Source organism: Acinetobacter harbinensis (assembly GCF_000816495.1).
GTDB classification, from domain to species: Bacteria; Pseudomonadota; Gammaproteobacteria; order Pseudomonadales; family Moraxellaceae; genus Acinetobacter; species Acinetobacter harbinensis.
In genome coordinates this window covers 2,483,534-2,498,594 of the sequence record NZ_JXBK01000001.1, presented here as the reverse complement: position 1 = coordinate 2,498,594, position 15,061 = coordinate 2,483,534, and the positions used below count along the sequence as shown (strand labels likewise).

Sequence of the window (15,061 nt, the reverse complement as noted above, 5' to 3'; positions counted from 1 at the left end):
AATTTATTCGAGTTATCGCTATGTCTCAGCCGGCTTCTGCTTGTATTCAAGAGCAACAATTTTTAGAAGCTTTCCAGCAAGCGATTGAAACACAAAGTTTTGATCGAATGATTTTAAGTCAGTATCAAGGTGAATTGGCGCAGTTAGACAAAATTATCTTACGTATGGTATCGGTGCAGCAGCAAGTGGTACTGAGTTGTTTATATCGTTATCAAACTCAAGATGTCACCAAAAACTATCCCTTAGATGAAGCGCCTGCTTTGCTTGAATCCTTATTGGCACAGTGTAAACAAGCCAATTTATTTACCACCTCGGCTGAGGTACAACTAAAAAAAAATAAGAAAAAAGCCATGCTGACACGCACTACACATAAATCTGCGGCCGCCGCGCCGCCGCTCACGCAGCAAGCGCATGATCGTGCAAAGCATCGCTATGTCGATCAAGACAGTTATTTTTTACAGCCTTTGGGTATTACCGATCATAAAGCGCAGATTATTCCCAGCATGGCGCGTAAATGGAAACAGATTAATAAGTTCGTGGAAATTTTTTCCGGTGCTTTAGCGCAAATCAGCAGCACTGCATCGGCTTTACGCGTGGTCGATTTTGGTTCAGGCAAAGGCTATTTGACGTTTGCCTTGTATGACTATCTGAGCAAGCACGGGCAAACGCCTTTTATCACAGGGGTCGAGCTGAATCCTAAAATGGTCGAGTTTTGTCAAAAGGTGGCCACGCAAGCGCAGTTTACCCAATTGGATTTTTTCCAAGGTGATGTACGCACTTATCAACCTGAACACTTAGATGTGATGATTGCTTTACATGCCTGCGATGTGGCCACTGACTTTGCCATTCACAGTGGTATTCGCTTAAACGCGCAAATGATTATGTGCGCGCCGTGTTGCCACAAAGAATTGCGTCCACAGTTAGTAAGCCCAGAAGTGCTTAAGCCGATGCTACAATTTGGTATTCATGCCGGACAACAGGCGGAAATGCTGACGGATACTATTCGTGCGTTATTGCTTAAAGCCTATGGTTATGAAAGCAAAGTTTTTGAGTTCGTGGCTTTGGAGCATACCAGTAAAAATAAAATGATCTTGGCCACCAAGCGTCAAGATTATACTGCGCCCGATCAGGCCGTATTGGCACAAATTCAAGCGCTCAAACAGATGTATGGCATTGAAAAGCATTCGCTTGAGTTATTGCTGAATGAGCAGTGGGATCAGCAGGATCTTGGGCGTAAGTGCTAATTTAAAATAACACAGGCAGTCGCGGGGCTGCTGATGTTTGAGGACGATCAAGGTTTATGACAGACGTTAAAATATGTGCAGACAGTTGGGATGTATTGCAGCAGGATGCCCAATCAATTCGTGAGCAAGTATTTATTCAAGAACAACATATTGCAGCGGTAGATGAATGGGATGCAGAAGATGCCATCTCGTTACATTTCGTGGTCTATGCAGATGGAAAGGCTATTGCTACCGCACGCTTGTTGCAAAATAACAGTGTCGGGCGAGTGGCGGTTTTAAAATCACAACGCGGTTTGGGCGTGGGTAAACTGTTGATGCAATACATCATTGACTATGCCCAGCCACAACGTGAATTTTTAAAGTTATCCTCACAAGTACAGGCCATGCCATTTTATGCCGGTTTAGGCTTTAAAGCAGAAGGCGAGGAATACTTAGACTGTGGTATTCCACATAGGACGATGCGACTTTTACTGCGCTAATATAGAGCGGTTGATACGCTGTGCAGAAAGCCAAAAAGCCACATTTAAGTGGCTTTTTGGCTTTCATCTGATGGCTAAAATTTAAGGATTAATGACCATTACCATGTTGTGCTGAGCTTGCAGCGTCAGGCATTGCCGCATGTTGTTCTGCGGTCATTGGATGTTGTTCTGTAGAGCCCATGTCTGGTTCTACATTGCTGCCGTCTTTAAGTTTTTTCGCTTCGTTTAAAGCTTCTTGAGACATGGTGGGTGCGCTTTTAAAGGCATGCTGTTGCTGAGTGTTTTTTTGTTGCTGACTTGGCATGTAATCCGGTTCGTTGGTTACGGCAAGATAGAAAAAACCCAGAAAGAAAGCACTTAAAATAAAGGCAATAATCAGGGCTTTCCAACCCCAAGGTGATTTTTCAGGAGAAGAATGATCAGTCATGAGCACATACCAAAATGGATAAAAATGAATCAAAGTTTGAGTTACTTTATAACACATTGCGCAGAAAAAGCCGATGCATCGGTCATGAATCCTTGTATTTAAATGCCAGATTTAAACAGTGATTGGTTTTAAGCTTTAATGAGCAATGTTGGGGTTTTTATGGCGAGATTGCCATCTGTACCGCTATTTGGCTTTATAGCACTACGCATGCGATGTGCGTTATCTTGATGTAAAAATGCCTTTATTCAATCAAAATAAAGGCATTTTTTAAGATGGAATAAGTGGTCAGACGCTAGATTATGTAATCAGCTCGCCTAAGCGTATTTTATCTTTGAGTAATTCGGGGGCTTTAAAACGTGCGCCGTATTTGGCTTCTAAGCTATTGGCACGGATTAAAGCTTTTTCTAAGCCATATTGATTCAGATATTGAATTGCACCACCGCTCCATGGCGCGAAACCAATACCAAAAATAGAGCCGACATTGGCATCGACCACCGAGGTCAGTACGCCTTCTTCTAAACAGCGCAGGGTATCTAAAGACTGTACAAACAAGAAACGATCCATCATTTCCTGTTCAGAAATATCAGTGTCTTTATTCCAGTGACTTAAACCTGCCCATAAATGCTTTTTGGCATTTTCTGGATAATCATAAAAACCTGCACCGGCTGCTTTGCCTTGGCGCTGGAATTGATGAATCATGCGGTCAATCACCTCATCTGCGGCACAATGCGGCAAGTCTTTACCCTCGGCGCGTAGTGCTTTACGGGTTTCTGCAGCCACATGTTCCGACAAGGTTAAAGACACTTCATCTTGAATGGCCAGTGGGCCGACCGGCATACCTGCTTTAAGCGCGGCCATTTCAATTCTGGCCGGATGCACGCCTTCGGCCAGTAGACGTAAACCTTCTTGCACAAAGCTGCCAAACACACGACTGGTGAAAAAGCCGCGACTGTCATTCACCACAATCGGGATTTTACCAATTTGTTGCACAAAATCAAATGCTTTGGCTAAGGTTTCTGGCGAGGTGTTTTGCCCTTTAATAATTTCAACCAATTGCATTTTATCGACTGGACTAAAGAAATGCAGGCCAATAAAATTAGCCTCATTTTTGGATGCTTGCGCAAGCTCACCAATTGGTAAGGTGGAGGTATTGGAGGCCATCACACCGTCATGCAGTAAATAAGGCTCGACTTCTTGGGTGACTTGCGCTTTTAGTGCTGGGTTTTCAAACACGGCTTCAATCATCAAATCACAGCCTTGTAAATCCTCGCAAGTCGCGGTTGCGGTGATCAGACTTAACACTTGATCGCGTTGTTCTGCGGTCATGCGGCCTTGGGTTACTTTTTTATCTAATATTTTTTGGCTATAGGCTTTGCCTTTTTCAGCTGTTTCAAGTGAAACATCTTTTAAGATTACCTGAATACCTCGACTGGCTGTGACATAAGCAATGCCTGCACCCATCATACCGGCACCTAAAACTGCCACTTTCGTGGTTTTATATTTTGCAATATTTTGTGGGCGACTGGCACCTGCTTTAATGTCATTTAAGCCATGCCAAAACGTAGCAATCATATTTTTGGAAATTTGACCGGTGGCCAAGTAGGTAAAATAGCGTGATTCAATGGTTAATGCGGTGTCGATATCGACCTGCGCGCCTTCTACTGCTGCGGCCAAAATAGCTTCAGGGGCAGGGTAGCAACCCTTGGTTTTATCGCGCAGCATAGCAGGTGCAATGGCCAACATTTGTGCAACTGCCGGTGAAGTAGGCGTACCACCGGGTATTTTATAGCCTTTGCCATCAAACACTTGTTGCGAGATTGGGTGAGCTTTAATCCATGCAATGGCTTTATCCATCAGTTCAGTTTCAGTGTTGGCGCTGTCGTGAATTAAGCCTAAGGACAGTGCTTGATCGACCGACAATTGTTTGCCTTCCATCAATAAAGGCAGGGCAGATTGTAAACCCAACAGCCGAACCATACGCACAATGCCACCACCACCGGGCAGTAAACCTAACGTCACTTCAGGTAAACCAAATTGCGCTTTAGGATTGTTAAGTGCAATACGCTGATGACAGCATAAAGCCAACTCCCAGCCGCCGCCGAGTGCTGTACCATTGAGGGCGGCCACCACCGGAATGCCACGCGTTTCGATATAACGCAACTGTGCCTTCATTTGTTCAATCATATGGAAAAATGCAGTGGCCTGTTCCGCTTCAGCTTGAATAATTTCATTCAGATCACCACCGGCAAAAAAAGTGGGCTTGGCCGAACAAAAAATAATACCTGAAATTTCAGCGTCGGCTTGTAGCTTCGACACCACATCTTCTAAGGCCACACGGAAATCTGCATTCATAGTGTTGGCAGACTGATTGGGTGAATCTAAGGTCAAGAGGACGATATTATCGGTATTTTTTTGATATTGAATTGCACTCATATTCTTTTATTCCCTATATCTTATTGAGTCATTAAACGGCTTATTTTTTGTCTTAAACCCGCTCAATAATGGTGGCAATGCCCATGCCGCCACCCACGCATAAAGTGATCAAGCCACGTTTTTTATTTTGTCGTTCCAGTTCATCCAGTAAAGTGCCTAAAATCATGGCACCGGTTGCACCCAGTGGATGTCCCATGGCAATTGCACCGCCATTGACATTGACTTTGGCCGGATCAACTTTTAGTTCGTGAATAAAACGCAGCACCACAGCGGCAAAGGCCTCATTGACTTCAAACAGATCAATATCATCGATGCTTAGACCGGCTTTGGCTAAGGCTTTACGTGCCGCAGGTGCAGGTCCGGTCAGCATAATGGTCGGGTCGCTACCCACCAATGCGGTGGCTAAAATTTTAGCCCGTGGTTTTAGTCCGTATTGCTGTACTGCTTTTTCCGAGGCAATTAATACCAGTGCTGCGCCATCGACAATACCGGATGAATTTCCTGCGTGATGCACGTGATTGATTTGACCAACTTCCGGATACTTTTGTAGGGCAAGGGCATCAAAACCCATTTGTCCCATCAGGGCAAAACTTGGATTAAGCTTGGCTAGGCTTTGGACGGTGGTGTGCGCTTTGATGAATTCATCTTCAGCTAAAATAGTGACACCGGCTTTGTCTTTAATCGGCACAATCGAGCGATTAAAATAACCTGCAGCTTGTGCCGCTGCGGCTTTTTGCTGCGAATTTTGTGCAAAGGTATCGACATCTTCACGGCTATAGCCATCTATGCTGGCAATTAAATCTGCACCAATGCCTTGCGGGACAAATCCGGCGGCCAGATTGGTTTCAGGATCTAGTGCCCAAGCGCCGCCATCTGAACCCATCGGCACGCGTGACATCGATTCTACGCCACCGGCCACAACCAAATCTTCCCAACCCGAACGAACTTTTTGTGCCGCCATATTGACTGCATCTAAACCAGATGCGCAAAAGCGATTGATTTGTACACCGGCCACATTGTTGTCCCAACCTGCGGCAATGGCGGCTGTTTTGGCAATATCGGCACCTTGATCACCAATGGGAGTAACACAGCCCAGTACAATATCATCCACTTGGCTGGTATCAAGTTGATGACGATCTTTCAATTCATTGAGTAAGGTGCTGAGTAGGGTAATCGGTTTTACTTCATACAGTGCGCCATCGTTTTTGCCTTTTCCGCGGGGTGTGCGAATGGCATCAATAATATAAGCCTCACTCATAGTGCTTTCCTTGTGATTATTTTTAGATCGTTATGCTTTTGAGTGTAATACTTAATTTTTGAAGTGCAATGACGAAAACGAATCAAGTCATCTGATCTTTTTGGCCTATAAAAAAGCCCAGTCAATGCTGACTGGGCTTAAATTATATCGAGCGACTTAAGATTAATGATAGCCATGTAACTGGCGATACAGTCCCGGTGTCACACCCGTCCATTTTTTAAAGGCACGGTGAAAGGTACTGGTTTCACTAAAGCCGACTTGCTGTGCAACATCTTCTAAGGTGAGTTTTGGATTTAACAACAAATGAATCGCAGCATCACGGCGTAGGGCATCTTTCACTCCTTGATAGCTTTTACCTTCCGCAGCTAAGCGACGACGTAAGGTTTGTGGGGAGAGATACAGCATGGACGCCACATCATTTAAGGTTGGCATTTCTTCACCAATTTGACTTTTTAATACTTCACGAATACGTGAGGTTAAAGAGTTGGTGTTTTTAAATTTCACCAATAACTGTGCCGGTGCTGCTTTGAGGAATTCTTCTAAATCGGCTTCGGTCTGTCGCAGCGGTAAATCTAGATAGTCAGCGGCAAAAGTGATTTCAGTGCGTGGTGAATCGAACTGCATCACTGGTGCAAAAAAGAGTGCATCGTATTCGTCGGCATGGGCTGGACGTGCATAACCAAAATGCACCCGTTCAAGCGGTAAACGACGGTCGATTAACCACGAGGCCAATCCATGCCAAATCATCAACATACTTTCAGTGATGAAATGATCCGGATCCATTTTGGTCGGAATTAAAGGCACCAAGCGTGCTTCATGCTTATCGCGTTCAAGCGTAACCGACCATTCATCGCCAAACAATTTATAAAATTGTGAGGAAAGTTCTAAGGCATCGCCTAGCGTTTTGGCATGAATAATCAACTGACACATAATGGCAAAAGTGCCCAAACGGCGCACTTGGCTGTCAAAGCCGATATGCTCATCTTGCGTGACCATCCACAACATTTTAATAAAGCGGGTGTACTGTTCTGGAGAAATTCGCGCTTTAGGTTGGCGTAATAATTCCGCTTCTATGCCGACATGAGACAATAAGCTTTCTACATCCATTCCTAGACGTTTAACGCCTGTTAGAGCCGCATTAACGAAGTGGATACTAATGGTATCGCGGCTCATGTTAAATCCTTCAGTCTCTTTTATATTCACGTGTGGTTGACCTAAATGACGCTAAAAAATATTGGAATGGCAATTTACAATAGCCATTTTGCCCTATTTACATCTTAAATGGCCGAAATGATCAAGGTAAATGGCTGAACATGACATTGTTTTGTTGGTTTTATATTTCTAAGATGAATGAAAAATCCACAAATAAAAAGTGAAAATACCATGTCAGCTGCACTAAAAGGATTGAAAGTCCTCGATTTTTCTACACTCTTACCTGGCCCTTTTGCCACCTTATACTTGGCGGATTTGGGTGCAGAGGTGACGCATGTTGAGTCGCCCACACGTCCCGATCTTATTCGCCTGTTACCGCCGTATGCCAATGGGCAAGCCACGGCGCACAGTTATCTTAATCGTAACAAAAAATCCATCGCTTTAGATTTAAAAGACAGCGCCAATATCGCACTGCTTAAAAGCAAGATTACTGAGTTTGATATTGTGGTAGAGCAGTTTAGGCCGGGGGTGATGCAGCGCTTGGGTTTGGACTATGAAACACTGGCTAAACTTCATCCGCGACTGATTTATTGTTCCATTACGGGCTATGGCCAAACCGGATTGTATAAAGATAAAGCCGGACATGACATTAATTATCTGGCGCTCTCGGGCATTATGGGGCACAGCGGTCGACAAGACAGCGGCCCTCCGCCATTGGGCATACAAATTGCCGATGTTGCGGGTGGCTCTTTACATGCGGTGATTGCGATTTTGACCGCGGTGATTGAGCGCGCATGCAGTGGGCAAGGGCAATATATTGATATTTCCATGACCGATTGTGTGGCCACCTTAAACAGTATGGCGGCTGCGGCAAGTTTGGCTGGAAACACAGCGCAACAGGCTGAAAAAGAGTATCTCAATGGAGGAACTTTTTATGATTATTACCAAACGCAAGATGGTCGTTACTTGTCGATTGGAAGTTTAGAACCACAATTTATGACTGCTTTGGCACAGATCTTAGAGCTTCCTGTGCTTTTGGAGAAAGGAACGTCATTTGATCCAGCTGATCGCGATGAAGTAAAAGCGGCGCTTAAAGCCAAAATTAAGCTGAAAGACTGGGCCGAATGGTCAGTGCTGTTTGCTGGGCAGGATGTCTGCGTAGAGCCCGTCTTAAACTTAGAGGAAGCATTACGTTCACCTTTGGCGCAGCAGCGGCAATGGCAGGTTGAGGTGCCGCTTTTTGAGGGCAGTACGCAAACCGAAACGCAACTGGCTTGTCCGATTAAATTTTCACGCTCTACCCTCAGCTATGACTATATCGGGCGGCCCTTGGGACACGATTGTTTTTAAATTGTGCAAACTATCCAGCTAAAGTTTTTATTTAACATGAGCTTAACAAAAAGTCTCATTAATGATAAAAAAAAGCAAGGTAAGCTACATATAAGTTACACATTGTTAAGAAGGACACTTATTATGAATAAATACAATAAGAGAAGTGCTCACTGCTTAGGAATTGCTCTTTTAAGCTTAACTTGTGTGATGCAAAACGTATATGCAGCCGAGGCATTTTCATCGCAAAGTCCGTGGATGTTAGGGGATTGGAAGGGTCAGCGGACGGTGTTAGAGCAAAAAGGTTATACCTTTAGCTTGGGCTATACTGGTGAAATGGCCAGTTTAATCGATGCAAAGTATGCCTCTAATCACGGTACAGAATATGCCGATCAATTTGCCTTAGGCGCACATTTCGATTTAAATAAAATTTTAGCTTGGCACGATACACAAGCGCAAATTACGCTGACGCAGCGTAATGGGCGTTCATTGTCTCAAACCGCAGATGCTTTAGATGGCCATCAAAGTTCAGTACAAGAAGTCTGGGGTCGCGGGCAAACGTGGCGCTTAACTGACTTTTGGATTCAGAAGCAATTTCTACAGCAAACGTTAGATATAAAAGTCGGACGCTTTGGTGAAGGGGAAGATTTCAACACCTTTGATTGTGATTTTCAAAACCTTGCTTTATGTGGCTCGCAAGTGGGCAATTGGGTCGGCGATCAATGGTACAACTGGCCGGTCAGTCAATGGGCCGTCCGTGCGAAATATCATTTACAACCCGATGTCTATGCCCAAGTGGGCGTGTATGAATACAACCCCGAAAACTTAAAACGCAGCCAAGGTTTTAATCTCAGTAGCGACGGTTCAAAAGGCGCCATCATTCCTGTTGAAGCGGTATGGTCACCTAAAGTCGGTGTCGCGCAGCGCGCTGGTGAATATCGCGTGGGCTATTACTACAGCACCGCAGATGCCAGCGACATTCAGAATCCCACTCAAACTTCGCATAAACAGGGCATGTGGCTTGTGGCCAAGCAACAGCTGACGAGTGATCACGATAATCCAGAGCGTGGTCTGAGCGGTTTTATCAATTTAACGTTACACGACTCCGACACCAATGTGGTCAGCAATATGCAGAACGTTGGACTGGTCTATACCGGTTTGTCAGCGACACGCCCTAAAGATGCATTGGCTGTAGGTGTGGCCAGAATTAGCATAAATGATGATATTGCTGATCAGCAGGCGGCCCTCAATCAGCCACGTCAAAATGAAGAATATGATATGGAAGTGTACTACGGTATTCATGCCAATGACTGGTTAACCATCCGACCGAATATTCAATATATCCGCCATGTCGGTGCCTATAAAAATGGTGAGAATGTTTGGGTGGGCGGCATCAAGTTCCAAACAGCATTCTAAAATTTACATCACTCGTTTTTAGATACGTAAATACTGAAGTGGAATCCAATGCAGCGTTTGATTGAACTCAACGCTGTTTCAGATCACATCTTTTTGAGAGGGCTGACGGTTTAGATCAGTTGTTCTTTAGCGACGTTGTTGTGTAGATGTTTGATTTAAAGGCGTTCAGCCTTTGCTTGAGTTCAGTGAGGTTTTGCGCTGGGCTTAAATTAAATTGATTCTTGATCTGCATAAAGTCCTCGCTGTCTTAAGTGTTCATCCTCAAGATTACTGCGGTATTTAACATCTAAAAACTAAAAAGGTGCGCAACTGACCAATCAGGATGCGCTTTAAATCAAGAAGATTAGAGATAGGTGGTCAAGTATGAATAATCCATCTTCAAGTTCAGTGCTCAAAACCATTACCGTCATTATTGCGGCTGTTTTTGGTTTGGTATTGCTCATCGGAGGAATTTGGCTTGCGGTGTTAGGCGGTTCTTGGTACTACATCATTGCAGGTTTATTTTTCCTTGCGACTGCGGCGTTATTGCATCGCTTAAAAAGCTCGGCACTTATTGTTTACGCCATACTGGTGTTGGCGACGGTGCTGTGGGGCTTATGGGAAGTCGGTTCGGATTTCTTTGCCTTAGCACCGCGTTTAGATATTTTAGGACTATTTGGTTTATGGTTGTTTATTCCTGCGGTGACACGCGGCTTTTTACAGACTAAACCCGCGAAAATTGTCTTGGGTAGCTCGTTGGCGCTGACCATTGCGGTGATGGTTTACGCAATCTTTAATGATCCGCAAGAAATTCGCGGTGAATTAACCACACAACAGCCTGCAACTGCTCAGCCGATTGATGGTATTCCTGACGCTGATTGGCCGGCCTATGCGCGTACTCAATCGGGTTTACGTTATTCGCCGTTAACCCAAATTAATGAAAAAAATGTCAAAGATCTTCAGGTGGCATGGACTTATCATAGCGGTGAAACCAAAACTGCAAATGACTCAGGTGAAACCACCAATCAAGTTACCCCCATTAAAGTGGGTGACAATATGTACATTTGTACCACGCACCAACGTTTGGTCGCGCTTGATCCGGCAACCGGTAAAGAAAAATGGAATTTTGATCCTCAGCTTAAAGCAGATCATACTTACCAGCATTTAACCTGCCGTGGTGTGTCGTATTACGATGCCAACAACACCACAGGTTTTGCCACCAGTTTAAAAAATCAAACATCATCTTCAACACAGTGCCCGCGTAAAGTCATTTTACCGGTCAATGATGGTCGTTTGGTGGCCATCAATGCAGACAATGGTCAACGCTGTACAGACTTTGGTAAAAATGGCGAAGTTGATTTACAAAAAGATATGCCGTTTCCGTATCCGGGCGGTTATATCCCAACTTCTCCACCTATCGTCACTGGTAGTACCATTATTATTGGTGGCTCAACCACCGATAACTACTCTACCCAAGAACCATCTGGGGTGATCCGTGGTTATGATGTCAATACGGGCGCACTACTTTGGGTATTTGATACGGGCGCAGAAAATCCAAATGCGATTCCTGCTCCGGGGCAAAAATATGTGCAAAACTCACCGAATGCATGGGCACCACTGGCTTATGATGCAAAATTAGACATTGTTTATGTGCCAACCGGCGTGGGAACACCTGATATTTGGGGTGGTAACCGCACGGAATTACATGAGCGTTATGCCAATTCAATGCTGGCATTAAATGCTTCAACCGGTCAGTTGGTTTGGGATTTTCAAACCACGCATCATGATTTGTGGGATATGGATGTACCGGCTCAGCCGACGTTGGCTGATATCAAAAACAAATCCGGTCAAACTGTTCCGGCTATTTATGTATTAACCAAAACTGGTAATGTCTTTGTGTTGGATCGTCGTACGGGCGAAGCCATTGTACCGATCACTGAAAAACCAGTGCCGCAAAGCGTAAAACGTGGCCCTGCCACCAAAGGTGAACATTATTCACCAACGCAACCGTTTTCTGATTTTGACTTGGCACCGAAAGATAAACTTACTGATAAAGACATGTGGGGCGCTACCATGTTTGATCAGTTGGTGTGCCGCGTGTCGTTCCATCGTTTAAATTATGAAGGGATTTATACCCCACCTTCTGAAAATGGCACCTTGGTATTTCCGGGCAACTTAGGCGTGTTTGAATGGGGCGGTATGTCGGTGAATCCAGATCGTCGCATTGCTTTAATGAATCCAATTGGTTTGCCTTTTGTCTCAAAACTGATTCCTGCCGATCCTAATCGTCAGCAAACTGCCAAAGGTGCAGGCACCGAGCAAGGCGTGCAACCGATGTATGGCGTGCCGTATGGCGTTGAAATCAGTGCTTTCCTTTCACCTTTTGGTTTGCCGTGTAAACAACCGGCATGGGGTTATGTGGCAGGTGTCGACTTAGATACTCATCAAGTGGCGTGGAAACGTCGTATCGGAACCATTCGTGACAGTATGCCGGGCATTCCATTGCCACCCTTTAAAATGGGTGTGCCAATGTTGGGTGGTGTCATCTCGACTGCTGGTAATGTGATGTTTGTCGGGGCAACACAAGACGATTACATCCGTGCCATTAACGTCAATAACGGAGATGAACTGTGGAAAGGGCGTCTGCCTGCAGGCGGTCAAGCCACACCTATGACCTATGAAATAAACGGTAAACAATACGTGGTCATCATGGCCGGTGGTCATGGCTCCTTTGGCACCAAAATGGGTGATTCCTTGGTGGCCTATGCCTTACCTGATCAAAAATAAGCAGTCTTAAATATATTGTTTAAAAAGCCTGATTCGTCAGGCTTTTTTTATTCACCATAATAAGCCTTGTTATTCCTTTCTCGCGAAGCACCATAAAGAGGGCCAAATATTGATAAAAGATGTTTATTGCGGTGTAAATTTAGCATCAAATGAGCATTGAGACTTTTGTATATGAAAAATAAAGATAAATAAGTCAGAAATACATCCAATCGGCTTCAAAAGCCGCGCAATGGCGTGTATTGCAGGCAGTGTCGGCATTCTGGCGCTGCTTATCAATAAAACAGCTATTAAATATGTAGAAAACACATTTCGCTGATAGGTCAAATCTGGTTATGCTGTGCGTCGTTATAATGAAACTACTAGCTGTACGCCATGTATTTATATACTGATTTCGATCAACAATTGGTCAATGAACGGGTTGCACAATTTCGTGACCAAACGGAACGTTATTTAGCCGGAAAATTAACCGAAGATGAATATCGTCCGTTACGCTTACAAAATGGTTTATATATTCAGCGTTATGCGCCGATGCTGCGTATTGCTGTGCCGTATGGTCTCATGAACTCCAAGCAATTGCGTAAAATTGCCGAGTTGGCTACAGCCTATGATCGTGGCTACGCACATGTCACCACGCGCCAAAATATTCAATTTAACTGGTCGGCATTAGAAAATATACCAGATATGTTGGCAGAGCTTGCCACCGTACAAATGCATGCCATTCAAACTTCGGGCAACTGTATTCGTAACACCACCACAGACCAATATGCAGGCGTGGTGGCAGGTGAAATTGCTGATCCACGTCCGACCTGTGAATTGATCCGTCAGTGGTCGACTTTTCATCCAGAATTCGCTTTTTTACCACGTAAATTTAAGATTGCGGTCTCGGCATTGTCAGAGATTGATCGCGCTGCGGTATCGTTTCATGATATTGGGGTGTATATCGTTAAAAATGACGCCGGTGAAATTGGTTATAAAATTAAAGTCGGTGGTGGTTTAGGGCGTACGCCGGTCATTGGCAGTTTTATTCGTGACTTTTTACCACGTGAAGATTTAATTGCTTATTTAGAAGCGATTCTACGCGTGTATAACTTGCATGGTCGCCGTGACAATAAATACAAAGCGCGAATTAAAATTTTGGTTAAAGCTTTAACTCCCGCAGTTTTTGCAGAAAAAGTAGAAGCGGAATTTGCACATACGGTACAGAGCTTAAAAATTCAGCCAGACATTTTGCAAAAATTAGATGAAGAATTCACGCCATTTGCTTATCAACAGCGCGCTGATGAAGACTTCACTGAGTTGTTTGCACAATATCCGAAATTTAAACATTGGTTTAACATCAATACCAATGCGCATAAAGTGCAAGGCTATCGTATTGTGACCATTTCACTGAAACGCGCTGGTTTAGCGCCAGGTGATATGACCACCGATGAGATGAATTTAATTGCCGATCTAGCCGATCAATATACTTTTGGTGAGCTGCGCACCACGCACGAACAAAATATTTCCTTGGTCGATGTGCCACAACAGGATTTATTTACCCTATGGCAAACGCTCGATGCGCATAACTTGGCTCGCGCGCATATTGGTTTTATCACTGATATTATCTGCTGTCCGGGGGGCGATTTTTGTTCATTGGCCAATGCCAAATCCATCCCGATCTCTGAAGCGATTTCTCGCCGTTTTGATGATCTGGATACCGTTTATAATTTAGGTAAATTAGATCTGAATATCTCTGGTTGTATGAATGCTTGTGGTCACCATCATGCTGGTAATATTGGTATTTTGGGCGTCGATAAAAAAGGTGCGGAGTTCTACCAAATTACCTTGGGCGGACATGCCGATCATGATGCCTCTATTGGCGCTATTTTGGGGCCTTCATTTGCCGCTGATCGTGTACCTGATGTGGTGGAAGAAATCCTCAATACTTATTTAGATCTGCGCACTGAAGGTGAAGACTTTATTGATACCTATCGCCGTGTGGGGATTCAAGCCTTTAAGGAGCGCGCATATGCTTAATACTGAACTGCCAGTGCTGTATAAAAATGCGGATATTCGTGACAATACCTATCAAGTGATTGATGAAGATGGCCTATTGCCACACGGTGATGTACTGCTGACCTGCGCACAACTGGATCAATTGCCGAATATTCAAGGTAAAAAAGCGCTGTATATCACGGTGGAAGATTCGCCTGAAGTGCATGCCTTTCCGCTGGATCAACTCGATGCGATTTTTATTGAGTTTGCAGGATTTAACGATGGTCGTGGTTATTCCTTTGCCGCTTTACTGCGTCGTCAAGGCTACCAAGGTGAACTGCGTGCCACGGGGGATATCTTTAAAGACGTGTTAAATTATTTAAAACGTGCCGGTTTTGATAGTTTTGTGGTGAAAGCCGGTAAAGATCTGATTGAAGCAGCGGCGGGCTTAAATGATTTTAAAAATCCCTATCAGGCCTCCACTGCGGTTGCTCAAGCACATTATCAAACTGGTGCTTAAGAGAGTGGTTTAGATTATTCTGCCCACCATAAAAAAATCCTGCTGATGCAGGATTTTTTTTGC

General features: G+C 44.4%; 11 protein-coding genes. 7 read left to right on the top strand and 4 right to left on the bottom strand.

The window, feature by feature from the left end:
- The first annotated feature begins 20 nt into the window (after window positions 1–20).
- Both SE27_RS11580 and SE27_RS11575 read left to right on the top strand, forming a co-directional pair.
- Window positions 21–1,244, top strand: coding sequence for a class I SAM-dependent methyltransferase (locus tag SE27_RS11580; protein WP_039623572.1), 1,224 nt, complete (start codon window positions 21–23; stop codon window positions 1,242–1,244).
- A gap of 56 nt (window positions 1,245–1,300) precedes the next feature.
- Window positions 1,301–1,723 (top strand): GNAT family N-acetyltransferase, encoded by a 423-nt coding sequence (locus tag SE27_RS11575; protein WP_039623569.1) that lies wholly within the window; start codon window positions 1,301–1,303, stop codon window positions 1,721–1,723.
- Window positions 1,724–1,811: 88 nt separating this feature from the next.
- Here SE27_RS11575 and SE27_RS11570 read toward each other — a convergent pair whose 3' ends face one another.
- The 4 genes from SE27_RS11570 to SE27_RS11555 form a co-directional block, all read right to left on the bottom strand.
- Window positions 1,812–2,150, bottom strand: a complete 339-nt coding sequence (locus tag SE27_RS11570; RefSeq protein WP_039624001.1) for a hypothetical protein — start codon at window positions 2,148–2,150, stop codon at window positions 1,812–1,814.
- Window positions 2,151–2,447: 297 nt separating this feature from the next.
- Entirely contained in the window at window positions 2,448–4,583 is a 2,136-nt protein-coding gene (locus tag SE27_RS11565) for a 3-hydroxyacyl-CoA dehydrogenase NAD-binding domain-containing protein (RefSeq protein ID WP_039623567.1), read from the bottom strand.
- Between the two features lie 52 nt (window positions 4,584–4,635).
- Complete coding sequence (locus SE27_RS11560) at window positions 4,636–5,841, bottom strand: acetyl-CoA C-acetyltransferase (RefSeq protein WP_039623565.1); 1,206 nt, start codon at window positions 5,839–5,841, stop codon at window positions 4,636–4,638.
- Between the two features lie 162 nt (window positions 5,842–6,003).
- Window positions 6,004–7,014, bottom strand: a complete 1,011-nt coding sequence (locus SE27_RS11555; RefSeq protein WP_039623563.1) for an AraC family transcriptional regulator — start codon at window positions 7,012–7,014, stop codon at window positions 6,004–6,006.
- A 210-nt stretch (window positions 7,015–7,224) separates the two neighbouring features.
- Between SE27_RS11555 and SE27_RS11550 the strand changes: the two genes are divergently transcribed.
- The 5 genes from SE27_RS11550 to SE27_RS11530 all read left to right on the top strand — a co-directional run bounded on the left by SE27_RS11550 (window position 7,225) and on the right by SE27_RS11530 (window position 14,998).
- The gene (locus tag SE27_RS11550; protein ID WP_039624000.1) at window positions 7,225–8,343 is read left to right on the top strand and encodes a CaiB/BaiF CoA transferase family protein; all 1,119 of its coding nucleotides are present in this window, start codon (window positions 7,225–7,227) and stop codon (window positions 8,341–8,343) included.
- A gap of 189 nt (window positions 8,344–8,532) precedes the next feature.
- Entirely contained in the window at window positions 8,533–9,738 is a 1,206-nt protein-coding gene (locus tag SE27_RS11545; RefSeq protein ID WP_406564550.1) for a carbohydrate porin, read from the top strand.
- A gap of 363 nt (window positions 9,739–10,101) precedes the next feature.
- The gene (locus SE27_RS11540) at window positions 10,102–12,504 is read left to right on the top strand and encodes a glucose/quinate/shikimate family membrane-bound PQQ-dependent dehydrogenase (RefSeq protein WP_039623560.1); all 2,403 of its coding nucleotides are present in this window, start codon (window positions 10,102–10,104) and stop codon (window positions 12,502–12,504) included.
- A gap of 372 nt (window positions 12,505–12,876) precedes the next feature.
- Entirely contained in the window at window positions 12,877–14,520 is a 1,644-nt protein-coding gene (locus SE27_RS11535; RefSeq protein ID WP_039623558.1) for a nitrite/sulfite reductase, read from the top strand.
- Window positions 14,513–14,998, top strand: a complete 486-nt coding sequence (locus SE27_RS11530) for a DUF934 domain-containing protein (protein ID WP_039623557.1) — start codon at window positions 14,513–14,515, stop codon at window positions 14,996–14,998. The genes SE27_RS11535 and SE27_RS11530 overlap by 8 nt, the downstream gene beginning before the upstream one ends.
- Window positions 14,999–15,061: the final 63 nt, after the last annotated feature.

Excerpts from the sequence above, each read along its gene's own strand:
- SE27_RS11580 (WP_039623572.1), top strand. The coding sequence starts at position 21 with ATGTCTCAGCCGGCTTCTGCTTGTATTCAAGAGCAACAATTTTTAGAA.
- SE27_RS11575 (WP_039623569.1), top strand. The coding sequence starts at position 1,301 with ATGACAGACGTTAAAATATGTGCAGACAGTTGGGATGTATTGCAGCAG.
- SE27_RS11570 (WP_039624001.1), bottom strand. The coding sequence starts at position 2,150 with ATGACTGATCATTCTTCTCCTGAAAAATCACCTTGGGGTTGGAAAGCC.
- SE27_RS11565 (WP_039623567.1), bottom strand. The coding sequence starts at position 4,583 with ATGAGTGCAATTCAATATCAAAAAAATACCGATAATATCGTCCTCTTG.
- SE27_RS11560 (WP_039623565.1), bottom strand. The coding sequence starts at position 5,841 with ATGAGTGAGGCTTATATTATTGATGCCATTCGCACACCCCGCGGAAAA.
- SE27_RS11555 (WP_039623563.1), bottom strand. The coding sequence starts at position 7,014 with ATGAGCCGCGATACCATTAGTATCCACTTCGTTAATGCGGCTCTAACA.
- SE27_RS11550 (WP_039624000.1), top strand. The coding sequence starts at position 7,225 with ATGTCAGCTGCACTAAAAGGATTGAAAGTCCTCGATTTTTCTACACTC.
- SE27_RS11545 (WP_406564550.1), top strand. The coding sequence starts at position 8,533 with ATGCAAAACGTATATGCAGCCGAGGCATTTTCATCGCAAAGTCCGTGG.
- SE27_RS11540 (WP_039623560.1), top strand. The coding sequence starts at position 10,102 with ATGAATAATCCATCTTCAAGTTCAGTGCTCAAAACCATTACCGTCATT.
- SE27_RS11535 (WP_039623558.1), top strand. The coding sequence starts at position 12,877 with ATGTATTTATATACTGATTTCGATCAACAATTGGTCAATGAACGGGTT.
- SE27_RS11530 (WP_039623557.1), top strand. The coding sequence starts at position 14,513 with ATGCTTAATACTGAACTGCCAGTGCTGTATAAAAATGCGGATATTCGT.